The organism is Protofrankia sp. BMG5.30 (assembly GCF_001983005.1).
Classification (GTDB): domain Bacteria; phylum Actinomycetota; class Actinomycetes; order Frankiales; family Frankiaceae; genus Protofrankia; species Protofrankia coriariae.
Map to the genome: position 1 here is coordinate 16,760 of NZ_MOME01000028.1, position 22,720 is coordinate 39,479.

At 72.7% G+C, this 22,720-nt stretch carries 19 protein-coding genes; 16 read left to right on the forward strand and 3 right to left on the reverse strand.

The annotated features are described in order from the left end of the window. Positions 1-85 precede the first annotated feature (85 nt). From BL254_RS16030 to BL254_RS16090, 13 genes are all read left to right on the forward strand, one after another. A complete protein-coding gene (locus tag BL254_RS16030) occupies positions 86-3,004 on the forward strand; it encodes a hypothetical protein (protein WP_076843847.1) in 2,919 nt (972 codons plus the stop codon). Continuing rightward, positions 3,001-4,428, forward strand: coding sequence for a polymorphic toxin type 4 domain-containing protein (locus BL254_RS16035; protein ID WP_076843849.1), 1,428 nt, complete (start codon positions 3,001-3,003; stop codon positions 4,426-4,428). The genes BL254_RS16030 and BL254_RS16035 overlap by 4 nt, the downstream gene beginning before the upstream one ends. Further along, on the forward strand, positions 4,425-4,910 hold the full coding sequence (locus tag BL254_RS16040) for a hypothetical protein (protein ID WP_047225221.1): 486 nt from the start codon (positions 4,425-4,427) through the stop codon (positions 4,908-4,910). The genes BL254_RS16035 and BL254_RS16040 overlap by 4 nt, the downstream gene beginning before the upstream one ends. Beyond that, positions 4,907-5,494, forward strand: coding sequence for a hypothetical protein (locus BL254_RS16045; RefSeq protein ID WP_076843851.1), 588 nt, complete (start codon positions 4,907-4,909; stop codon positions 5,492-5,494). The genes BL254_RS16040 and BL254_RS16045 overlap by 4 nt, the downstream gene beginning before the upstream one ends. Beyond that, positions 5,478-7,349, forward strand: a complete 1,872-nt coding sequence (locus tag BL254_RS16050; protein WP_076843852.1) for a hypothetical protein — start codon at positions 5,478-5,480, stop codon at positions 7,347-7,349. Before BL254_RS16045 ends, BL254_RS16050 begins: the two co-directional genes overlap by 17 nt. Then, positions 7,346-7,816 carry a hypothetical protein gene (locus BL254_RS16055; RefSeq protein ID WP_047225225.1) on the forward strand — a complete coding sequence of 157 codons (471 nt, stop codon included), beginning with the start codon at positions 7,346-7,348 and terminating at the stop codon, positions 7,814-7,816. The genes BL254_RS16050 and BL254_RS16055 overlap by 4 nt, the downstream gene beginning before the upstream one ends. Next, the gene (locus BL254_RS16060) at positions 7,813-9,213 is read left to right on the forward strand and encodes a hypothetical protein (RefSeq protein WP_076843854.1); all 1,401 of its coding nucleotides are present in this window, start codon (positions 7,813-7,815) and stop codon (positions 9,211-9,213) included. The genes BL254_RS16055 and BL254_RS16060 overlap by 4 nt, the downstream gene beginning before the upstream one ends. Then, the gene (locus tag BL254_RS16065) at positions 9,213-11,729 is read left to right on the forward strand and encodes a hypothetical protein (RefSeq protein ID WP_076843856.1); all 2,517 of its coding nucleotides are present in this window, start codon (positions 9,213-9,215) and stop codon (positions 11,727-11,729) included. The genes BL254_RS16060 and BL254_RS16065 overlap by 1 nt, the downstream gene beginning before the upstream one ends. Before the next feature lie 113 nt (positions 11,730-11,842). After that, the gene (locus BL254_RS16070; RefSeq protein WP_047224359.1) at positions 11,843-13,042 is read left to right on the forward strand and encodes a hypothetical protein; all 1,200 of its coding nucleotides are present in this window, start codon (positions 11,843-11,845) and stop codon (positions 13,040-13,042) included. 2 nt (positions 13,043-13,044) lie between these two features. Beyond that, the gene (locus tag BL254_RS16075) at positions 13,045-13,395 is read left to right on the forward strand and encodes a hypothetical protein (RefSeq protein ID WP_047224360.1); all 351 of its coding nucleotides are present in this window, start codon (positions 13,045-13,047) and stop codon (positions 13,393-13,395) included. 248 nt (positions 13,396-13,643) lie between these two features. Beyond that, complete coding sequence (locus tag BL254_RS16080) at positions 13,644-14,096, forward strand: Fur family transcriptional regulator (protein ID WP_076843858.1); 453 nt, start codon at positions 13,644-13,646, stop codon at positions 14,094-14,096. Positions 14,097-14,122: 26 nt separating this feature from the next. After that, on the forward strand, positions 14,123-16,357 hold the full coding sequence (gene katG / locus BL254_RS16085) for a catalase/peroxidase HPI (protein WP_076843860.1): 2,235 nt from the start codon (positions 14,123-14,125) through the stop codon (positions 16,355-16,357). A 339-nt stretch (positions 16,358-16,696) separates the two neighbouring features. Beyond that, the gene (locus BL254_RS16090; protein ID WP_076843862.1) at positions 16,697-17,548 is read left to right on the forward strand and encodes a DUF72 domain-containing protein; all 852 of its coding nucleotides are present in this window, start codon (positions 16,697-16,699) and stop codon (positions 17,546-17,548) included. 221 nt (positions 17,549-17,769) lie between these two features. Here BL254_RS16090 and BL254_RS16095 read toward each other — a convergent pair whose 3' ends face one another. Then, positions 17,770-18,582: an alpha/beta fold hydrolase gene (locus tag BL254_RS16095; RefSeq protein WP_083731136.1), complete on the reverse strand. Its 813-nt coding sequence runs from the start codon at positions 18,580-18,582 to the stop codon at positions 17,770-17,772. Positions 18,583-18,722: 140 nt separating this feature from the next. On the opposite strand from BL254_RS16095, the gene BL254_RS16100 reads away from it, so the two are divergent. The 3 genes from BL254_RS16100 to BL254_RS16110 all read left to right on the forward strand — a co-directional run bounded on the left by BL254_RS16100 (position 18,723) and on the right by BL254_RS16110 (position 21,004). After that, complete coding sequence (locus BL254_RS16100; RefSeq protein ID WP_047224364.1) at positions 18,723-18,947, forward strand: hypothetical protein; 225 nt, start codon at positions 18,723-18,725, stop codon at positions 18,945-18,947. A gap of 791 nt (positions 18,948-19,738) precedes the next feature. Continuing rightward, on the forward strand, positions 19,739-19,975 hold the full coding sequence (locus tag BL254_RS16105; RefSeq protein WP_052914835.1) for a hypothetical protein: 237 nt from the start codon (positions 19,739-19,741) through the stop codon (positions 19,973-19,975). A 12-nt stretch (positions 19,976-19,987) separates the two neighbouring features. Continuing rightward, entirely contained in the window at positions 19,988-21,004 is a 1,017-nt protein-coding gene (locus BL254_RS16110; protein ID WP_047224365.1) for a tyrosinase family protein, read from the forward strand. 120 nt (positions 21,005-21,124) lie between these two features. Here BL254_RS16110 and BL254_RS16115 read toward each other — a convergent pair whose 3' ends face one another. Together BL254_RS16115 and BL254_RS16125 are read right to left on the reverse strand one after the other, a co-directional pair. Beyond that, positions 21,125-22,249, reverse strand: coding sequence for an NADH:flavin oxidoreductase (locus BL254_RS16115; RefSeq protein ID WP_076843866.1), 1,125 nt, complete (start codon positions 22,247-22,249; stop codon positions 21,125-21,127). A gap of 233 nt (positions 22,250-22,482) precedes the next feature. After that, entirely contained in the window at positions 22,483-22,692 is a 210-nt protein-coding gene (locus tag BL254_RS16125; protein ID WP_047224367.1) for a DUF4177 domain-containing protein, read from the reverse strand. Between the last annotated feature and the right edge of the window lie 28 nt (positions 22,693-22,720).

Genomic DNA, 22,720 nt, shown 5'->3' on the forward strand with positions numbered 1-22,720 from the left:
CGTCCGGCCCAGCCGCACGGACGGCACGGACGGCACGGATGCGGGGACGCGGGGACTACGGGGACGCGGAAAGGAGGGGACGACGATGACGGCACCGACCGAACGGTCGAGGCGGCCTGCCACGGACGGGACGGCGAGCGCGTACGGCCCCCGGCTGCGCCTGCCGGTCAGCGTCCGGGTCACCCCGGACGCCGCGGGCGGGGTGTCCGCGGAGGCGGTCCGGGCCGGGGTCGCGGACGCCGTCGCCGCCGCCTGCGCGCGCTTCCCGCTGTCGGCGCTCGGGATCCGGCCGGGTGACGTGACGACCGTCGCCGTCGGCGCGGCCCCGTCCGAAGCCGGCCCGCGCGTCCCCGAAGCGCTGCTCACGGCGGCCGAGCGGGGCGCGACCGACGGCGCGGCCCGCGCCGGTTTCCGCTCCCGAGCCACGGCCCGCGGCCCGGCGCGGGTGGACGACCCGCCCGCCGAGCCGTTCGACCCGTCCCGGATCCGGTACACGCCGACCGGCACGACCTACGAGATCCCGTTCTTCGACGGCGGGACGGCCCGGGTGCCGCTGCGGGACGACGCGGACCGGCGGGAGCCGTGGCTGCCGGCGGCCGGGGTTGCCGTAAGCGTCGAGGAGGCCGTTCGGATCGCCTGGCGGTGGCACCTCTACCGGCACGGCGGGCCGGCGCTCGACCGGGAGCTTCCCGGATACCACGGCTTCATCCGGACGACGAGCGGGGCGTTCCTCCGCTTCCTGTTCCTCACCCGGGTCGACGCCGTCGGCGCCGACGGCATGCCGCTGCCCGGCCGCTACCGGCATGTCATGACGGTCGACAGCGGCGGCGGGTACGGCGGGATCATCTTCTTCGCGAACAGCCCCAGGACCGCGTTGCTGCCCTCCGGACTCGGCACCGGGCAGGGCGAGCTGTCCTTCGGTGAGGGGGCGGACACGATTCCCATCGTCTTCGCGCGCCAGCCGCTCCCCGAGGCCCTGCTGAAGGCCGGCGGCGGCGCGGGAGTCGGCTACATCGCCGCGCCGGACGAGCAGGGCAGCCCCACCGCGCGGGACGACGTCGTCCCGCCCGACGACGAGCCGTCGGCCCTCGACGTCGCCGACATCCCGCGGTCCGACACGGGGACCCAGCGTGCCTGGCCCGGGGCGCCGGAAGCGCTCAGGGCGCCGCTCGTCTGCCGTTCCTACCTCGTCGAGCCGAAGCTGTCCGACCTTGTCGACACCCGCAACCTCGTCGGCCGGATGCGCGCGCTCGCCGCCGCGCTCGCCATTCCCGAGTGCGGGTACGCCGGCATGTTCGCGCTGCACTGCGCCACCGCGATCAGCGGCCGGGCCAGGGGCGTCGCCGCCGCGAGCATCGCGTCCGGCGCGACGACCGAGGTGACCGTGCGCCCGGACGCCACCGGCAACAACGGCTTCGTCCACCTCACGCCGTCGCCGACGCCGGAGCTGCACTGGCTGCGCCGGCTCGCCGGCCTGGCCCGCGAGGTCGACATCTTCGCGGGGGATGTCGTCTCGACCTATCTCGACGCCGCCAACGCCCGGCTCGTCGGGATCGCCGACGGCGACCCGCCGAACGCCGCCGGCTGGGCGATCCGGTTCATCAGCGATCTCGCGGACGCGCTCCGCTTCGGCTACGAGAACGTCTTCGCCGAGACCTGCCGGTCGATCATGCTCCAGCAGCTGCGCAGCTCGCGCGCGGGCATCACCGCCCGGCAGCGGAAGCAGAACTTCGACGCCCTCGTCGAGGACATCGGCGGCAAGATCGAAAAACTCGGTGACCTCGTCCTGTGGCCGACGGTGCTGCTCCGGGCGATCGAGTACGCCGGGTCCGTCGGCCGGTCCRCCGGGACGGTCCGCGAGATCCTCTCGATCCACCGGGCCCGGYGCACCCGGGACGACTACTACGAGCTGCCCGCGCCGATCGAGACCACCCCGCGCCGCATCCTCGACCTCGTCGGCGACGACCGCGTCGAGGAACGCGGCGGCGAGCGGGTCGCCGTCCACGACGGCCGCGCCTGGACCGCCGACCAGCTACGGGAGACGATCAACCAGCGCCGGCGGCTGCTCAACATGAGCGACCCGCTCTTCTACCAGGTGCCGGACCTGCAGACGATCGTCTTCCGCCGCGAACTCGACCGCGGCTACCTCGAGCGGTACCTGCGCACGCTGCTCGCGGACATGCTCGCCGCGAACGAGCGGATGACCGGCGAGGCGACCGATCTCGATGACGGGGCCCACTTCGCGCTGGCGGCGTCGAAGTACGCCGAACGCGAGGGGGGCCGGGACTGGCGGGGGCTGCGGTACACGCTCCAGGGCATCCACCAGCTCGCGGACGACGTCCTCGCGCCCGAGGTCCACGGGCTGCGGCTCTACGCGGCCGGGGTCAACCAGGCCATCGACCACAAGGCGGCCAGGGACAAGCTCCTGGAGTTCRCGTCCACCTTCGGGATCATCCTCCTCGGCCTGTTGTGCGCACCGCTGGGAGCCGTCGCCGCCGCCGCGATCACGGGTGCGGTCAGCATCGGTTTCGCCGTCCACGACGTCCTCGACGCCGAACGGCAGACCGACCTCTACCACGCGCTGGAGGACCCCGAGCTCTTCCAGCACTGGCAGGACGTCCAGCTCGCCCAGCTGATGGCAGCGATCTMCGTCGCGTTCTCCGTCTTCGACGTCGTCGCGGTCGGCAAGGGCGCGCGGGCGCTGACCTCCGCCGCCCTCGAAGGGCTCAGGGTCGCGGAGAAGCAGGGCGCGCGGACCGTCGTCCGGCTCGCCGCGGCGGAGGTCCGCGAGCGCGTCCTCAGGGGCCTCACCGAGGAGATGATCCAGCGCGCCGTGCGCCAGGCCGTGCACGAGGCGGCCGTCGTCGCGGTGATGAACGAACTGCTGCCGCACGTCATCACACCCGTCCTCGTGCCGTGGATCCGCCGCCAGGCGCAGGAGCACGGCACCGCCGCCGAGGTCGACGCCGCACTCGGCCCGCTCGCCACCGGAGGCACACCATGACGATCAGCGCCGAGTCCCTGCGGCCCGGGCTCGCGCGGCTCGCCCGCGAGCAGGCGCCGACGATGACACGGCTGCGCGAGGCGCTCGAGATCCTCTACCGCGACCGCGGGGGCGGCCGTACCGCCGACGAGATTCTTGAGACCGTCCTGCTCTCCGTCGCCCGCGCCCACGAGCGTCGCACCCAGGGGGCGCTCGACAGCCTCAACCACGCCATCGGACGGATCCTGGGGGACGTCGAGGCCACCAGACGGGCCGGCGGGGCGCCGGTGACGCTGCGCGAACGCCCGCTGCGCGAGGCCGACCTGGCGGTCATCGCGGACGCCACGGAGGACCTGATGCGCTTCGAGGACGCGGTGAAGCGCCAGATCGCCGAGCACGACGAAGCGCTCAGCCACGCGGTCGCGGACGCGCTGCCGAGGACCGGGCCCGCTCCCGTGCTCCCGTTGCGCGGCGCGCTGTCGCTCGGCGAGGAGGTGCGGTCGCAGGCCCGCCAGACGCTCGCGGCCTGGGCGGCGGGGCGGACGGTTCCGGAACGCGGCGTCTCATACGTCGTCAGCGATCCGAAGGCGCTGGCCCCGGTGATGGAACGGCTGCTGCAAGCGCTCGAGACGTACCGCCGCAACCCCGGCCGGGACGCCGCCGCGGCCGCCGAGGCGGCCGCCCGGCTCCAGCGCGAGTGGGCGAGCGCGAACGAGGCGCTGCGGCGGGCGGCCGGCGACTTCGACGTCGTCGTCCACGGCGACGTCCTGCCCGGGCAGCCGCTGCCCCCGGGAGCGGCGCCGCGGGTCGGCGCCAACGCCGAGGCTGTGGCGCGGGCGGACAGCATCCGGACCCGGCTCACCGCCACCCCGTCCATCGCCGACCTGCCCCGCGCGCAGCTGCTCGACGAGCTGCGGCTCGGCGGCCTCGACGTCGTCGCCGAGGGCTCGCTGCGGGAGCCGATCGCCCGCGCCGGCCTGGAAAAGGCGCAGCTGCGCCCCGCGCAGATCGCCGGCCTGAAGACCGTGCCACCGCGGCTCGCCACCCGGCTCGCGAAGCTCCTCGAGCGGTGGCAGCGCGCGCACCTCGTCGGCCCGGGCTTCGGCACCGAACTCGTCGAGGGGATCATGCTCGCCCCCGATGGCGTCAACCAGCTCGTCCAGAACAGGGGATTCGAGGACGCGCTGCGCCGCGCGCACGGGCTCGGCGCGGACGTCCCGCTGACCGCGCGGGCGAAGGGCCGCCGCCTGGCCATCCCGTTGCGGGACGGGACCACCGAGGTGGTCGACGTCCTGGAGTCGGTGCACTACGAGATCCCGCGCGAGGGCCGGGAGCCGGTCCGCTTCGACATCACCGTCAGCCCCGACGGCAGATGGTCGGCCACCCACCACGGCAGCCTCGACGGGTACTGGCCCGCCGACGTCCCGCTGGCAGGYACCCGATGAGCGACCGGTCCTTCGTCGAGGAGTTCCTGCACCTGCCGTCGGCGACGCTGCTCGCGCTGCCGCTCGCCGTCCCGCTCTTCGCGGTGAGCCGGATGTCGCTCAGCGAGTCGTACGCGCTGCCCCCCGTGGGGGCCGCGGCGTTCCGGGCTGCGACGACGGCATCGACCGACACCGTCTCGCTGTCCGCGCTGCTCGTCGGGCCACAGCGGCTGCTCTGGAAGAAGAACCTCGAGACCATCGCCGCGGCGAGCCGGACAGGGGCGTCGCTCGGGTTCCTCCCGGACGGCATCACCCTGGTCAGCACCCTTGTCACCCGCACCCACATGCAGGTCACCGAGCTGTCCTTCACCGCCGCCGCGCAGCGGATCGACTGCGTCGAGGTGAACGTGACGCTGCGGCACGTCCCGAAGCCCGGCCCCCTCGACGCGCTCGTCGACCTCGGCGCGACCGCCGTGCTCTCCGCTGTGGAGTTCCTGACATGACTCTCCCCACGGGCTTCCTCGCCCTGCCGCTCGACGCTGCCGGCGGCCTGCCGGTCGCGGCGCCGCTACCGGTGCCGGACGGCGACCTGCGCGCCGTCGTCGTCGCCGTGGCCGGCGACCTCGCGGCCGTCCTCGGCGCCGCCCCGGGCCGCACCGTGTGGACGTCGGCCGCCTGCCTCGAACGCCGTCCGGGCCCCGGGCCCGTCGCGGCGCGGGACCTCCCGGAGCTCGCGCGGTCCGTCGCGGTCGCGGCGCTCACCGCGCCGCCCGGGCCGACCCTGTCCGGCGCCGAGGTGCGGGTCGTCGTCCTCGTCGTCGCCGGGCGCCGCGTGCTCGCCGCCATCCCGCCGCGCCCGGGGCGGCCGGTCGCCGTCCTCGACGACGGCCGGCTGCGCGGCCACCTGCTCGTCGACGAGGTGACCGTCACCGCCGGGGCACTCGTCGCCGCCGGGCCCACCGGCGCCCGGCTGTCCGTCGGCTGGCGCACCCTCGCCGCGGCGCCCGCCGCCGAGCGGTCCGTCGCAGGACAGCCCGGCGGCGGGCCGTCCGTCCGGGAGGAGGACCCCTATGCCGGGCTCGTCTGACGTCGGCTTCGACGCCGGCTGGCGGCTGGACTTCCGGGCCGCGCCGGCCGCGGCCGGCAGCAGGCCTCCGGTCAGCGTCGACCGCTCCGGGTACGACGCGGAGATCCAGGTCGCCTTCGAGAGCACGTGGAGCGCGCCCACGTTCACCGTGACAGTCGACGGGATGAGCCAGCAGGACGTCGACGCGATCCTCGGCGGCCCGTACCCCGAGGTCGAGATCGCGCTCGGCTGGCGGGACACCCCGGGCTCGTTCCTGTCCGCCGGCGCCAGCGTGCTCGCCGCCGTGGGCCTCGGCCCGGCCCGGACGTCGACCCTGACAACCGTCCTGGCGGGCCGGATCACCGCGCTCGAGCGGACCGCGGGCGACGTCCGCTACCGCACCCGGTTCAGCGGCGTCGACTCCACCTGGGCGCGGCTGCGGCGCTCCTTCGTCTCCGGCACCCCGCTGCCCGCCCAGGGGACCGTCGTGGACTGGCTGCGTGCCCTGCTCGGCTCGCTCACACCCGCGGTCACCGTCGTCGCGGAGGGGAACCACCCGACGATCGACGGCAGGACCGAGCTGCGCGCCGGAGACCGGATCGCGGACGCCGTCCAGGCGCTCGCCCGCGGCGCCTTCCCGGACGCCCCACACGGCCGGATCCCCGTCCTGCTGCGCGACGGGACGGTGCACGTCGGCACCTGGACCACCAGGCTCACCGGCGCGAACAGCCACCCCCTGGACACCGCGACCGGTCTCGTCGATGCGACCCCGGCACCCTACGAGCACGACGACCCGGCCAGGGACGACCCGTTCGCCACCTCCACCGCCGACGCCTGGGACGTCATGCTCCTCGGCCGCCCGGACATCAAGGTGGGGGACGCCGTCACGATCCGCCTCCCGGAGGTGGTGAAGAAGAAGGCGGCGGCGGGTCTCGCCGACTCCGTCGTCGGCGCCATCGGCGGCGCCGCCGCGCTCGCGGCCCCGATCGTCGGCCTGCTTGCCCCGCCCACCCAGGCGAAACCCCGCGACTTCCGGGTCGTCTCGGTGACGCACACCCTCGGCCGCACCACCGGCTTCACGACGAAACTGCGCGTCGAGGGCGTCGGCGCGGCCGCGAAGCAGCCCGGGCCCACCGCCGAGGCGCACCGGGTCGCCGAGACGATCGACGCCCGGATCGGCACGATGGCCCGGTCACGCCGCGCGGTGGACGCCGGCATCGTCACCGCGCAGTCCGTCGCGGCCTCGGAGCGGCGGCACGCCCAGCGGCTCGACCTCGACGACGGCCTCGCCCAGGCCGCCCCGCCGAACGTCGCCGTCCGCGGCAGGCTCGACTCGCCCGCGACCCGCCTCACGGACAAGCCCTACGTCACACCCTTCGCCTACGGCGGCACCGGGCTCGTCGTCCCGCACTACCCGGGCACCCGGGTCGTCCAGCTCAACCACGACGGCGACCCGCGCAACGCGGTCGTCGCGGGCTGCGTGTGGGACGAGGGCACCGAGCCGAGCAGCCAGGCCGGCGACTGGTGGCTCACCCTGCCGACGAACGTCGCCCCGGCAACGGACGGGGATGACGTCACACCGGCGCCGGACGGCAGGGTGGCGAGCGACCTCGTCGACGCCAGAGGCGCCCGCGTCGTCAATGTCCTCGGCTTCGAGCTCACCGTCGGCGAGGACTCGATGCCGAATGTCGGCAAACGCCCCGACACCCCCGCCGCCGGCGTCCTCACCGTGAAGACGAAGAAGGGCAACGCGTCGATCTCCATCGACGCCGATGGCAACATCACGATCTCCACCGACAAGGAGATCCGGCTCAACGGAGAGAAGGTCGTCATGACGGTGAAGAGCGGCGTCGAGGTGAACAAGGGGACGGCGTGAGCGCCGACCCGGGCGTGACCGCGCCGCCCGACAGCGCCCATGGTCAGGCCGTCCTCGGCCGGGCTGTTCTCGGCCGGGGCCTCGCGCTCGTCCCCGTCCCGGGTGGGCAGCCCGCGGTGGACCTCGCCTGGGGGGCCGGCGGGCCGCGGCTCGTCGAAGGCCCGGACAACCTCGCCCAGGACCTCGCGGTCGCCCTGCTCACCCCGGTCGGCAGCGACCTGTTCGACACCGGCTTCGGGTTCGACGGCCTGCGGGTGCTCGCACTCGCCCTCGGGCCGCTGCTGCGCGACGAGCTGCTCCGCGTCGCCGTCGTGCGGACCCTGCTCGCCGACGCGCGGGTCGTGGACGTCGTGGACGTCACCCTCGAACCGCTCGACGCCAGCCGGCGCCAGGTCGTGCGCGCCACGGTGCGGACCGTCCTCGGCACCGATGTACCCATGACCCTCGGAGAGGTGGACCTCGGATGACCGACCCGACGACCGGCGCGGACCTCGACGCGCTCGCCCGCAGCACCGCGAGCGGCCTCGACCACGGCGTGACCGCGGCCGGCTTCGTGCCCAAGCCGGTCGGGCGCATCCTCGACGAGAAGATCGCCCTCGCCCGGGCGCTCTTCGGCGCCGACGTCGACCTGACGTCCGGCAGCGTGCTGCGCACCCTGCTGGAGCTCGTCAGCGTCGAGGACGCCCGGATGTGGAGCCACCTCGGCCTCGTCTTCGACGACTCCTTCGTCTCGACGGCCACCGGGGAGGCGCTGTCCCGGCTCGGCGCCGAACTCGGCCTGACCCGCCCGTTCCACCGCGCGACCGGCACCGTCAGGCTCGCGCTGGCCGGTGACCTGCCGCCGGAGGTCCCACAGCTCACGCTGCCGCGCGGCAGCCGGCTGCGGTCCCGCGGCGGCACGTCGGTGTTCCTCGCCGACCCGGTCCGGCTCGACGGCGTGACCCGGAGCGTGACCGCAGCGGTCACCGCGTTCGAGCCCGGCCCGGGCGGCGACCTCGACCCGGCGGCACAGGTCGACGGYGACACCCCGGGCCGCATCGACGCCTTCGACCCGGCGGACGCCCGGACGTCGGGCGCGGCCGCGCTCGTCACCGCCGGGACGCTGACGATCACCCACGGTGAAAAGCTTGAGGGCGGCAGCCTCACCTGGTCCGACGAGACCTACCGGGACCTGCTGCTCGCCTACCCGCGCACGCTGTGGACGCCGGACGCCCTGCGGGTCGCGGTGTCGCTCGTCCCCGGGGTCCGGCAGGTCCTCGTCAGGGACCTCTACGGCGGCCTCGACGTCAACCAGTCGATCTACGGCAACTTCTCCTTCGCGGAGCGGCTCTTCAGCGAGCAGCGCAGCCTCGGGAACCCCTACTACGTCACGGTTCTCGTCGCCCCCGACGAGTCCGCCGTCTGGGACGGGCCCGGCCAGCTCGCCGACCGGGTGCGCCAGGCCGTCGACACGGTCCGGCCGATCGGCATCGCGCCGTCCATCGAGCAGGCACTCCAGGTCGGGGTCGGCCTGCGGGTCCGGCTCTCGCTGGACGGCCTCGCGGCGTCCGACACCGGGACGTCGGCCGGCACCACCGCGCTCGTCGGCCGGATCGTCGACCGGATCCGGCGCTACGTCGGCCGGCTGCGGATCGGCGAGCCGGTCCGGTACAGCGAGGCGATGTGGGCGGTGATGAACGAGCCGGGCGTCGCCGACGCCCGCGACCTGCGCCTGCTGCGCTACCCGCCCCGGCTCACCGACGCCGTCCTCGGCGCCGGCCAGCCGTACGGCGTCCAGGAGTTCGGCGTCGGCGAGGACGTGACGATCGGGCCCGCCGAGGTGCCGGTGCTGGTCACCGACCCGTCCGACGTCGTGGTGGCGTGATGCGCCGGGGCAGCGACCGGCCGGTCGAGGCCGCGGGCCTGCGCGCAGCCCTCGACCTGCTCACCCCGCCGTACGCCGCGGCCGCCGGTGCGCACGTCGTCCCGCTCGTCGACGGCGTCGTCGACGTCCCGGCGACGCGGGCGCCCGCGGTCCTCGTCCGGCTCCGGGTGCCACTCGAGCGGCGGGCGGTTGTCGTCCGCCGCGACGGTGCGCCGGCCACGCCGCCGGCCGTGTTCACCGCGTGGTCGGCGGCCGGATCGCTGCTGCCGCTCCTCGTCCCCGACCTGCCCGGAGGTCCGGACGGGCAGGACGGGCAGGACGGGCAGGACGCGGCGGGGCCGCTGCGCCTCACGGTCACCGTCCGTGTCGTCGACGGGCCTGCGGCGCACGACCCGTCGACCGCGCTCGCCGCGGCGGCCACCGGCACGGACCTCGCCGCCGCGGCCGCCGCCGGCCTCGTCGAGACGGTCGTCGTCGAGGGCCGGCTGGCCCGGACCGTGCACCTGCTCACCGCGGAGAAGCAGCGGATCGCCGCCGTCGCCCGCGAGATCGCGGCATCCCGGCACGTCTCGCTTGCGCGCTCCGGCGCGCTCGACCGGACCGGCGCCGACCACGGCGTCCCCCGGCTCGCCGGCGAGGACGACGACGCCTACCGCGCCCGGCTGCGGATGGTGACGTCCTGGCGGCTGGCCACCCCGGCCGGCTTCGAACAGGCCCTCAACGGCGTCCCGGACGGCTCCGCGGACGGCGGCCCGAACACCGGCCTGCCGTCGGCGGTCGGGGTCGACGCCCGGTTCCGGATCGTCGACGAGGTCGACCGGCTCGCCGTCGCGGTGCGGATGGTCGAGGTCGTCCCACCCGGCGGGGCCGGCGGCGCATGGCGGCAACGGTTCGGCGAACTCGCCCGCACCGGGCTGCTCCTCGACCTTGAGACGCCGCCGGCGGCCCGGCTGCCGGACGCCACCCGGACCCGGCTGCTCGAGGTCCGGCAGGTGCTGCGCGCCAATCTCGACCGGGCCCAGCCGGTCACCGAGCGGCGTTACCTCGCCGCCGTCGTCGCGACGTCCCTCGCGCGGGCGGTGCGCGTCCTGGGGACGCTCACCGGATCCGGTGCGCTCACCCTGCGCTCGGCGATGACCCAGGACGTCGACCCGCGGCTCGACCTCGGGCTCGGGGTCACCATCGACCCGCTCGACCCGGCCCGGGTGGACGCCGCGGTGGCCGCGGCCCGCGCCGCCCGGCAGTCCGCCGCGGCCGGCGCCGATCCGGGGCTGGCCGGGCCGCCGGACGTCGTCGGCGCCGTCCTCGGCGCGCGGGTCCGCGACCGCGCCGACGACCCGGCCGCGCGCTGGCTGTTCGCCGCGGCGGGCCTCGACGCCACCCCGCTCGAGGACGGCTCGCTGCACCTGACGTCACTGCCGTCGCAGGGGCTCGTCATCGAAGGTCCCGGCGTGCTCGAGGCCGGGGCGTCGGCCAGCTACACCGCGCGGATCCACGGCGGTGGGTCTGGCCGCAACGTCCTCGTCGACGAGGCGTGGGCCAGGGCCGCGCCGAACCTCGCACACGGCGGGCCGCCCCCGGACGCCCTCACCCCAGCGGCCCTCGACGCCCTCCTCGAACAGATCGCGACCGGCGTCCCGGGCATACCTGAGGCGCTGCGGCCGCTCGTCGGCGACGGGCTCGTCCCCGCGGCCGCCGACCAGTTCGCCGCGCGGGTCCGGGAGGCGTACGACGCGGACCTGCTCCTCGGCGTCGTCGTCGATCCGCACCTGACGGGCCTCGCGCCGGACGGCCCGGCGGTGGCCGCGGCCCGGCAGGCGCTCGTCGCCGACCTCGCGGCGCTCACCGCGGCCGGTTTCCACGCCGTGCGGGCGCTGCCGCATCCGGACGGCACCGACGTGCTCGTGCTCGCGTCCGTCTCGACGCTGCCCGGCGGGTCGAACCGGCCGGGCGAGCCCGCGCCCGCCGCGTACCGCTGGTACGTCACCCCGTTCCCCCCGCCGGACTCGTCAGCGCCCAGGCCACCGCTCCTCGCGCGGCCGGTCGACGCCCTCGGTGGCGGGATCCTCGGGCCGTCGCGGCTCGACCCGGAGGCGTTCGACTGGTCGTTCCGCCAGGGCGGGCCGCGGCTGCGCCGGCCGTTGCGCTGGGCCCCCGCGCCGCTGGAGATCCGCCGCGGGCTCGGCGGCCGGGCGGAGCTCGTCGGCACCCGGCCGGGCGTCGCGCTCGTCGTGTGTGTCGCGTACGTCCGGCGCGGCGCGGCCGACCCGTACGAGGTCCGGGTCGAGCTGCCCGACGGCGCGGTCCTCGACCTCGACCAGTACGGCTACGTGATGAACCTCCTCGAGGAGCTGTGCCCGCTCGGAGTGGAGATCAACACCTTCCAGCTCCGGCGCGGCCACGTCTCGCCGGACGGCGGGCCGCCGCAGTTCCTCTCCGGCCGGGTCTCCCGCGGGTACACCCGGTTCCGCCGCCGCCGCGCCGTCGGCACCGAGCGGTACGGGCCGCCCGGCTGAGCCGGGCTGGACGATCACGCACCGACCGCCGTCCGCACCCGAGAAGAACGTCGTCCGCCGCCCGGAGCCGTCCGCCCTCCGGGCCCGTCCGACGCAGAGCCAGGAGGCCCGCCGTGCCGCAACCGATCTCGTTCCTCGACAGGGACATTCTCGTCAACGGCGTCTCGACCCAGCAGGTCGCCGGGACGCTCAAGTCCGCCGGGCTCGCCGAGTCGAAGATCGGCGAGATCCTCGGCTGGTGGATCGTCGGGGCGACCGGCAACTCCCGGCCCACGCCGTTCGACTTCGCGACCGACGTGCAGACCGTCGACCCGGACACCGTCGTCACGTACGCGCGCACCTTCGCGCACACCGACTGGGTCGACGGCGAGGACCGGGTGCAGGCCTCCGCGACCCCCGAGGAGCTCGGTTTCAACGCGCGCTTCCACGCGATCGAGAACGAGTTCGACGCCGTCCACGACCAGTTCGTCCGGCTCGCGGCGGCGGTGACGGAACTGCGCTCCGACCTCGTCGGCGTCGTCCACGAGCTGGAGAGCAAGCTCACGGCGCTGCAGAACGACCTGTTCGACCTGCGCTCCCAGACGGCCCCGCGCCCGCAGGTACCGGGCAACCTCGGCGTCCTCGGCACGGTCAAGATCGCCGACAGGACGGCCTTCATCGCCCAGACCGGCAACGACTTCCAGCTTGTCGAGTTCGCCGGCACCACCCTCGGGGAAGCAGTCAAGATCAAGCCGCAGATCGGCAACACCGGCATCGTGTTCCGGCCCCAGGACGCGAGGCCCGACGAGGTGGTCCGGACCGTGGCCGGCCTGGAGGACCTGATGACCGTGCCGACGGTCAGGGAGATCGTCGAGCGCCCGGGCGCCACCGTCGCCGACCTGCGCGCCGTCGTCGGCGGCGCGGTGCTGTCGAACGGGGTCACCGCGGCGTCCGTGCTCGCCGCGCTCCCGGCGGACCAGCAGCTCGGCGGCGTCGCCTCGACCGTCCAGCTCGTGACCGGTGACGTCGTCTCGCGGCTACCGCGGGAGACGGCGACGGCGGTGCTCGGTCAGGTCGTCGTCGACCCGACGGTCGCGAACACCCCGGCCGGTGACCTCGGGACGGCGTCCGGCGCGGTCGTCGGGCTCGGGTCCGGGATCGTCGGCGCGCTCGCGGGCGCCGGGGTCGACACGACGGTCGCAGGCCTCGCCCGCCTCGGCACGACGGACATCGCCCGGCAGCTCGCCACGACCGGGGTGGCGGTGAACAACGACGCGCTGCGGGACGCCGTGGCGCGTAGCCGGATCGTCGCCGCCTTCGGCGCGCCGCGCTGACCATGGCCGGCGCAGCGGCCGCCCGGCCAGCCGATGTCTCGGCAACGGCCGGCTCGTCGCCGTACACCGGGGCGACGAGCGGGACCTGGACCGCGGGCACCCCACAGCTCACAACGTCCGACGTGCTGTCGAGCGACGGCCAGGCGATCGTTGTCGGGGCCAGCTGCTCGTTCACGTTCTCCGGGACGAACGGGCAGACGAACGTGAACGGCAGCTCGACAGTGACCCTCGAGCCCGGCGGCCGAGCGCTCACGGCCGCCGGGGTGTGTCCGCTCGTGGACGGTGACTCTGCCAGGGATTCCTTCGGCAACACGGTCTCCGTGGCATCGAGCGCCTCGCTGGTGACGGACTGACCCGCCACTCACCCCGATGCCGGGACGCCCGGTTCGGGTCGCGTCGTCGCGCGGGTGGCCACCGGTGCGCTCCGCTGGAACCGAGCACCGCCCGCCCGCGATGTCGATCTTGTTGGGGGTCGTCGGGACCGCTGTGTCCAGCAACGGCCGTGCCTGCCGTTGGAACACGGGCCCTACCCAATATGGATCAAGATAACGTGCCTTCTGGATTCTTGACTGATTCCAGAAAACGGGCCAGGGTCGGGGACGTGACTACGGCCTTGGACTTCCGGCAGGCACTGCGCGGGGCCGTCCCGCGTGCGACCCGTCCTCGGATGGCGGTGCTGAGCGCGGTGCACGCGCATCCGTATGCCGGCACGGACTCGCTCGTCGGCGCCGCGCGCGGGCATCTGCCCGGGGTGTCCCACCAGGCCGCGTACGACTCGCTGCGTGCGCTGACGGCCACGAGCCCGGTTCGGCGCGTCCAACCGTCCGGCTCCGTGGCCCGCTACGAGTCGCGGGCAGGAGACAACCACCACCACGTCGGATGCCGGTCGTGCGGTGCCGTCGCTGGCGTCGACTGTGCCGTCGACCGCGCCGTCGGTGAGGCACCCTGCCTGGCCGCGTCCGGCGACCGCGGCTTCTCGATCGACGAGGCCGAGGTCATCTGCTGGGGCCTGTGTACCGGCTGTTCCCCGCACGCAGTTGCTGACCGCCCCTGATCCGCCTAGGCCCGGGAGGAATCTCAATGTCCGAGAACCACGATGCGGTCATACCCGACACGAATACGGAGAGTGGTGGCCAGCGTCCGGTCGCGAACGGGCGTGCCCCGCACCCCACCCAGGGCGGCGGGAACCGCGGCTGGTGGCCGAACCGGCTCAACCTCAGGATCCTTGCCAAGAACCCCGACGTGGCCAACCCCCTCGGCAAGGAGTTCAACTACGCCGAGGCGTTCAGGACCCTCGACCTCGCCGCCGTGAAGCGGGACATCGAGCAGGTCCTGACGACCTCGCAGGACTGGTGGCCGGCTGACTACGGCCACTACGGCCCGCTCATAATCCGGCTGGCGTGGCACAGCGCGGGCACGTACCGCATCAGCGACGGTCGCGGTGGTGCCGGTGCCGGCCAGCAGCGCTTCGCGCCCCTCAACAGCTGGCCGGACAACGCGAACCTCGACAAGGGCCGCCGTCTGCTGTGGCCGGTCAAGAAGAAGTACGGCCAGCAGCTCTCCTGGGCCGACCTGTTCGTCCTCGCCGGCAACGTCGCCCTGGAGTCGCTGGGCTTCACGACCTTCGGCTTCGCCGGTGGCCGTGAGGACGTCTGGGAGCCTGACGAGGACGTCTACTGGGGCCCCGAGGGCGTCTGGCTCGGCGACGAGCGCTACACCGGCGAACGGGAGCTCGAGAACCCCCTCGCCGCGGTCCAGATGGGCCTCATCTACGTCAACCCGGAGGGCCCGAACGGTGCCCCGGACCCGATCGCCGCTGCACGGGACATCCGCGAGACGTTCCGCCGGATGGCGATGAACGACGAGGAGACGGTCGCCCTGATCGCCGGCGGCCACACCTTCGGCAAGACCCACGGCGCGGCCGACGCGGACCGGTACGTCGGCCCGGAGCCCGAGGCCGCCCCCATCGAGGAGCAGGGCCTCGGCTGGAAGAACACCTTCGGCACCGGCAAGGGCGGCGACACGATCACCAGCGGGCTCGAGGGCGCGTGGACGCCCACCCCGGTGACCTGGGACAACAGCTTCCTCGAGACCCTGTTCGGCTACGAGTGGGAGCTGACCAGGAGCCCCGCCGGCGCGTACCAGTGGAAGCCGAAGGACGGCGCCGGCGCCGGCACCGTCCCCGACGCCCACGACCCGTCGAAGCGCCACGCCCCGACGGCGCTGACGACGGACCTCTCCCTCCGGTTCGACCCGATCTACGAGCCCATCGCGCGGCGCTTCCTGGAACACCCGGACCAGTTCGCGGACGCGTTCGCCCGGGCCTGGTTCAAGCTGACGCACCGCGACCTGGGGCCGATCTCGCGTTACCTTGGTCCGGAGGTCCCGACCGAGCCGCTGCTGTGGCAGGACCCGGTCCCGCCGGTGACCCACGAGCTCGTCGACGCTGGGGACATCGCCACCCTCAAGAGCCAGATCCTCGCCTCGGACCTGTCGGTCTCACAGCTGGTCAGGACCACGTGGGCGGCGGCCGCGTCGTTCCGCGGCAGCGACAAGCGCGGCGGCGCCAACGGCGCGCGCATCCGCCTCGAGCCGCAGCGCAACTGGGAGGTCAACGAGCCCGACCAGCTGGCGACGGTCCTGCGCACCCTGACAGGGATCCAGGAGGCCTTCAAYGCGGCCCAGACCGGTGGCAAGCGGGTCTCACTTGCCGACCTGATCGTGCTTGCCGGTGACGCGGCGGTCGAGCGGGCCGCCAAGAACGCCGGCTTCGATGTCGAGGTCCCCTTCACGCCAGGACGGACCGACGCGTCGCAGGAGCAGACCGACGTGGAGTCGTTCGCCGTGCTCGAGCCGACCGCGGACGGATTCCGCAACTACCTCGGGAAGGGGCACCGGCTGCCGGCCGAGTTCCTTCTGATCGATCGGGCGAACCTGCTGACCCTGAGCGCCCCCGAGCTGACGGTCCTCATCGGTGGTCTGCGTGTCCTGGGTGCGAACTACAGGCAGTCGCCGCTCGGCGTCCTCACCACGACCCCCGAGACGCTGTCCAACGACTTCTTCGTCAACCTGCTCGACCTGGGCACGACGTGGCAGCCGACGTCCGAGGACGCGAACACCTTCGAGGGCCGCGACAGTGCCACGGGCGAGGTCAGGTGGACTGCCAGCCGTGTCGACCTCATCTTCGGCTCGAACTCCGAACTGCGCGCGCTCGCGGAGGTCTACGCGAGCGACGACGCGCGGGAGAAGTTCGTGCACGACTTCGTCGCGGCATGGACCAAGGTGACGAACCTCGACCGGTTCGACCTCGTCTGATCCTGTTCTGCTCCTGACCTGACCCTGGCATCCCGGTCGGTCGGCCGGTCGGCTCGCGCCGGCCCCGTCCGACCGGGATGTTTCCGTTCATGTTCGGCTCGGTCGGCCGCGGCCGCGGCCGTCACCGTGCCGCGGCCTGGCCGTGTCCGGCCGGCGTTCGGGCGGGGCGGTCCTCTGATTCGGGTCCAGGGAGGCGAATTCTGTCGTCGTTGCGGGCCCGGTTTCTGGATACAGTATGTGCGGCTACACATGGCTATGTGTGCCACAGTCGCGACCTGGAGGGCGAGCTCGGGCCCGGCTGCCTCAGGCGCGGTTCGTCCATGGAGGGCTCGGGTCGTCATGCGTCTTCACGTGGGATGCGCGATGTGGACGCACAAGTCGTGGCAGGGACGTTTTCTGGCGCATCCGCTCCCGTCTCACGAACGCCTGCGGCACTATGCCGGCTGGTGCAACGCGGTCGAAGGAAACACGACGTTCTATGCGACCCCGGCCAGGGACACCGTGGCCTCGTGGGCGCGGCAGACCAGCGCCGACTTCCGGTTCGTGATCAAACTGCCAAAGGTCATCACACACGAACGCCGTCTCAYGGACGCCGACGAGGCGCTGCACGCCTTCCTGACGGCGATCGAGCCGCTCGGCCCGCGGGCCCACGCCCTCTGGATACAGCTGCCAGGATCGTTCACCCCCGCCGACGTCCCCGCGCTCGCCCGTTTTCTCCACCGGCTCACCAGGTCCCACCGGTACGCCGTGGAGGTCCGTCACCCCGCCTTCTTCAACGACCCCCGCGCGGCACGGCTTCTCGAAGGAGCGCTTGCCACCGTGGCCGCCGAATGGATTCCATTCGACACCACCGCGTTCTTTCGGAGCCCGCCAAGCAGCGACGCCGAACGGGAGGCGTGGACGAAGAAACCACGCCTGCCACTGCGATCGCTCGCGTTGACCGACCGGCCGATCGTCCGCTACCTCGGCCGCGACGCCGCGGAGCGGACGATCGAAGGCTGGCAGCACTGGACTGACACTGTCGTCGAGTGGCTGCGCGAGGGCCGGTCACCCACCGTTTTTGTGCACACCCCGGACAACGCCGACGCGCCGCTGCTCGCCCGCCGTTTCCACGACGAGGTTCGGGTACGCGTACCCGAACTCGACGCGCTGCCCCAGCCGATACCAACCGAGCCCCTGACCCTCTTCTGACGCGACACAAGGAGGGGTTCGGGTCGTTTCCCGTGGCTCCCTCGCGAGCTGGGGATCGTCCAGATGAAAGCTGTCCCTTTCGGGAACGAGGCAGGTACTGTCCTCGTCCCCGAAAGGGTTGGCCATGGGTTTTCAGCTTTCCGGGACGGGACTGCGACGGATGCTTTCTTCGAGCGCTGCGGCCAGAATCGGTCCGAGCTGGGCCAGCGCTTCGGGCTGCATCATGTGATGGTGCGTGCTGGCGACAGCGTGGATGGTGATCGTGCCGTCGACATACGGCTGCCATGCCTGTGGTGTCGGGCGGRCGTCAGGCGGGCTGTCGGGGCTGGGCTGAGCCGCGGTGAACAGAGCAGCAGGTCCCCGTCGAACCGGCCGGGGGTGAATCCCCGTAGCAGCCGGACGTTGTTGCTGGAAACATCGATGACGGCTGCCAGCGCGCGCTCTTCCAGGAGTTCCGCCGGAATGGTGCCCTTGCGGCGCAGAAGGTCCATCACGCGGTCGCGGTCCAGCTCTTCGTCGAGTGGCTCCTCTTCACCGAGGCCGGCGGCGTCGAGGAGAAGGGTGAGAACGTCCTGTTCGCTGAGCGCCGCTTCCTGCAGGGATTCCTCCCCGAGGGGGTAGGCGTCGAGCAGGGCCAGGAGCGCGACCCGCTCACCGTCGCGTTGGAGTTCGGTGGCCAGGGCATGGGCCACCACGCCGCCGAAGGACCAGCCGAGCAGGTGGTAGGGCCCGGCCGGTTGGACTGTGCGGATCTGTCTGAGATAGTCGGCGACCATCTCCTCCAGGGTGGCCGGAAGTTCTTCTGGTTCGGCCAGGCCCCGTGCCTGCAGGCCGTAGAGCGGATAGTCCGGGCCGAGATAGCGCGTCAGCCCGATATAGGGCCAGCTGATCCCGCCAGCCGGGTGGACGCAGAACAGCGGGGGGCGGCTGCCGTCGGAACGCAGGGGCAGCAGGACCYCCCGTCGGGAGGGGCGCCTTCCCGATGATCGAATGAGGTCTCGAGCAGGCCGACGGTAGCGCGTCGGTTGAGACAGTACAACCCGTGTTCAGGGTAATCGAAGATGGGCGAAGCCGCCGATGATGTCATCGCTGGTCCCGGAGCCGCTGTGGTCCGTACGCTGCGCTGGCCGGGTTCGTTCGTGACGGTGTGGTCGGCGGGCTATCGTCGGGGTGCGTGGGCGAACTGCCGGTACTTGTGGGGTCTGCCGACATCGCAGCCGTTCTGGGGGTGACGCGGCAGGCCGTCGATCATCGGCTGCGGACCGATCCCCGCGCGCCGGCTCCGGCCGCGGTGGTCAACCGCACCTCGCGCTGGGGCGGCACCCGGGTGTGGTGGCGAGCGGACATCGACCGCTGGCTCGGCGGTGGCGACCCCGACCGCTGGGCCTCCCTGCCCTGAAGCCCCGTTGCCTGCTCTGGAAGCCCCGTTGCCTGCCCTGAAGCGTGCCCGTTGCCTGCCCTGAGCCCGTTGCACCCGGCAGGGCGACCAGGGCCGCCGGGCCACAAGATGGGCGGATCGCGCGCGTCCGAACAGCCGAGCATGGAAAGCCGCCCGAAGTGGGGCCGGACTGGGATGTGTGGTTGCGTGGCCGGCCTGTCGCCGTGTCGCTGTGCCGCCGTGTCCGTGTGGCGACAGTAGCCAGCCGGTTGCTTCTCGTTGGGGAATGCTCGTGACGGAGGAAACACGCTCAGGACGCGGTCGACAGCCTCCGGGAGGACGCATGAACCACTGCGAACCCGCGAGYCGGATCCGGGCATCCACCTGCGTCGCCGGGCCGGAAGCAGGCGGACGCATGCCCGGCATCCTGCCGTCCCGTGGACGGCGGCGTCGCAGGAATCCGATCCACGCCGGCTGACCGGGCGCCGCCAGGCGGTATGACTGGTGTTCGTGGCAACACGGCGCCCGTTGTGGGGCCGCTGTTCCGGCAGCGGCCGGTGAAATGACGGCCGTACGCGGTTTTTCAGCGGGGTTCGTGGTTTTTCGGAGAGACCGGCGAAGACCGCGAGCACGGTCGGATCAATATCCTCTCATGCTGGGAGACACACGTGAGAAAGAGTGAGCTGGCACCACTGGCCCAGCCGCGGTCGGTGCTCGAGAGTTTGCGGAGATATCGACGTCCGCGACCCGATGAGCACGATCACCACACGCTTGAGAGCATTCGTGAGACGACGTACAAAGGCCACCATATTGTGGTACGGACCACCTATTCGATCGAGGTCGACGGAAACGTGATCAAAGGGCACGTTGGCGTGACCAACGACGGGCAGGTGCACTACCACGCCATTCCCAACATTGCTTTCGCGTCCGCGGTCGAGATGGCCGAGAAACTGGTCGACGCCTTCCCGGACGATTTCGGGTCGCCGGGGGAGCCCGGCGGCAGCCAGCCCGACGGCAGCCACGGGCCCGCGCACCAGCACCATGACTGAGGAGGCTCGAACATGGCCGTCGTCCGTCGCAACATCCTGCACGACGCCGCATCGCGCGATCTGTACATACGGGGCGTCCGGCTGCTGAAGGCCGAGTTCCTCGGGCCGACCACCGCCGACCTGGGGATAGGAGGCCAACAACAGCAGGTCAGTACATACGATCTTTTCGTCGCCTGGCACCACATCGCGATGAACACCTTCACGCCCCCGTCACAGGGCGACCGCAACGCCGCTCACCGGGGGCCGGTGTTCCTCCCCTGGCATCGTTTCATGCTGGTGCTGTTGGAGCTCCAGCTGCAGCGGGTGCTCGACGACGAGAACTTCGGCCTGCCCTACTGGGACTGGTCGTCGGACGGCGATCTGCCCGTGGCACAGCAGCCCGACGCGCCGTTGTGGGCCGGCGACGTCCTGGGCGGGCAGGGGGATCCCGTCACCACCGGCCCGTTCGCGTTCGACCCGTCCGACCCCGACTCCTGGCGGGTGCTGATCGACACGGACGTGCAGGGGCGGCTGCGCGGCACGAACCGCGGCCTGCGGCGCCAGTTCGCGGCCAACGCCCCGGACCTGCCGACGAACGCGGACGTCGACGCYGCGCTGGATCTCGACGCCTACGACCGGTCGCCCTGGTCGACGACCTCGAACGGATTCCGTAACCGGCTTGAGGGCTGGCGTCCGTTGAACACGGCACCGGGGCTGCACAACCGCGTGCACGTGTGGGTCGGGGGCGACATGTTGCCTTCTTCGTCACCCAACGATCCGGTCTTCTATCTCAACCACTGCAATGTCGACCGCATCTGGGCGTCCTGGCAGGTTCGTTATCCCGAAAGTGCCTACGTACCGACCGGCACGGCTTCGGCGGCGCTGACCGGGCATCGTGTCGACGATGCCATGTTCTCGCTGCTCTCGACACCGGCGACGCCTCGGCAGATGTTGGACGTCGGCGACGTATACGAATACGACGCTCTGTTCGTCACGGCCGAGCCCGCCGGTGTCGGTGCTGGCGGGCTCGGCGCCGTCCGCACAGTCTGACTGATTCGCACGACCTGGTTTGGATGATCTGTCCGACGTCCGAAAAATCCGCCGCCGGCGCACGCGAGCGCGTGAACACCATGGACACGTGAACACGCGAGCGGCCGGCGGCGGCTGTCCTCACCGCAGCGTCTTGAGCGCGTCGTTGTGGAAGGGGGCCAACGCCTCGACGCGTCCGTTCAGGATTTTCGTGGCCCATTCGGGRTCGGCCAGCAGGGCGCGGCCGACCGCGACGAGGTCGAACTCGTCCCGCTCGAGCCGTTCCAGCAGGGCGTCGATGGTGTCGACACCGGACCGGCTGTCCGGAATGAAGGCCTGCCCGAACTCGGTGTCCAGGCCGACCGAGCCGACCGTCACCGTGGCCCTGCCGGTGAGTTTCCTGACCCAGCCGGCCAGGTTGAGCGGTGAGCCGGTGAACTCCGGCAGCCAGTACCGGCGCGTTGACGCGTGAAAGACGTCCACGCCGGCGTCGACCAGCGGGGTCAGCAGGCGGTCGAGGTCCTCGGGGTGCTGCGCGAGCCTGGCGTCGTAGTTGCCGGACTTCCACTGGGACAGACGGAAGAAGACGGGGAAGCCCGGTGACACCGCGTGGCGGCAGGCCGCCACGATCTCCGCGGCGAACCTGGTCCGGGAGACGATGTCCCCGCCGTAGGCGTCGTCGCGCCGGTTGGTGGTGTCCCAGAGGAACTGGTCGATGAGGTACCCGTGGGCGCCGTGCAGCTCGATGCCGTCGAAGCCGAGGCGTTCGGCGTCCGCTGCCGCGTCGGCGAAGGCCCGTACCACGTCGTCGAGATCCGCCTGGGTCATCGCGCGGCCGGTGGGCGTCCCGTCCAGTGCCAGGCCGGACGGGCCGACCGGCGGGGCGTCGGGGACGGGTGGGGCACCCGCGGCGCGGGTCGCGCCGACGTGCCACAGCTGCGGGATGATCCGGCCGCCGGCCCGGTGCACAGCCTCCGCCACTCGGGCCCAGCCGGCGAGCTGGTCCGCGCCGTGGAACCGGGGGACCCGTTCGCTGCTGCCGGCCGAGGCGTGGTTGACGTAGGTGCCCTCGGTGATGATCAGCCCTACGTCGCTGGCCGCCCGGCGGGCGTAGTAGGCCGCGACATCGTCACCGGGCACGCCGTCCGGGGAGAACTGGCGGGTCATGGGCGCCATGACGATCCGGTTCGCCACAGTCAGATCACCGACCGTGAACGGCCGTCCCAGGGCCTGCGCCACCCGGGTCGTATCCTGCGTCGACGTCACGCACAGTCTCCTCTCGCACTCCGATGGTCCCGCTCCACGCACCCGATCCCGACTCAGGTGATCCAGGTCACGGGTATGGGTACGCCTGTGGCGCGGGCAGGTCCGATGTTTGAACGGGTTTTCGCGGCGTCCACATTCCGCGGGCGCTCAGCGGGCCCCCGCGGGACCGCCGCGCCGATCGGCTCGGACGCGTGGCAGCGCGCGATGCCCGATGGGCTGATCTTCTCGGGGCGCTAGTCGAGGCGTCGTTCGAAGGTCACGAGGACCCCGTCGACGCCCCCGGGGCCGATGCGTCCCTTGACCTCCGTCGTGGTGATCGCCTTGAGCTGCCACCCCTGTTTTGCATGCTCGTTGAGGATCTTCTCCAGCCGGTCGCCGGACATCTTGCCGCCGATCAGGCCCTCCCGCAGTTCGATGACCTTGTACTCGAATCGCTCCGCCATGAGCTCATCGTCCCCCGCGGCCAGCCGG

Excerpts from the sequence above, each read along its gene's own strand:
- BL254_RS16040 (WP_047225221.1), top strand. The coding sequence starts at position 4,425 with ATGAGCGACCGGTCCTTCGTCGAGGAGTTCCTGCACCTGCCGTCGGCG.
- BL254_RS16045 (WP_076843851.1), top strand. The coding sequence starts at position 4,907 with ATGACTCTCCCCACGGGCTTCCTCGCCCTGCCGCTCGACGCTGCCGGC.
- BL254_RS16050 (WP_076843852.1), top strand. The coding sequence starts at position 5,478 with ATGCCGGGCTCGTCTGACGTCGGCTTCGACGCCGGCTGGCGGCTGGAC.
- BL254_RS16065 (WP_076843856.1), top strand. The coding sequence starts at position 9,213 with ATGCGCCGGGGCAGCGACCGGCCGGTCGAGGCCGCGGGCCTGCGCGCA.
- BL254_RS16075 (WP_047224360.1), top strand. The coding sequence starts at position 13,045 with ATGGCCGGCGCAGCGGCCGCCCGGCCAGCCGATGTCTCGGCAACGGCC.
- BL254_RS16125 (WP_047224367.1), bottom strand. The coding sequence starts at position 22,692 with ATGGCGGAGCGATTCGAGTACAAGGTCATCGAACTGCGGGAGGGCCTG.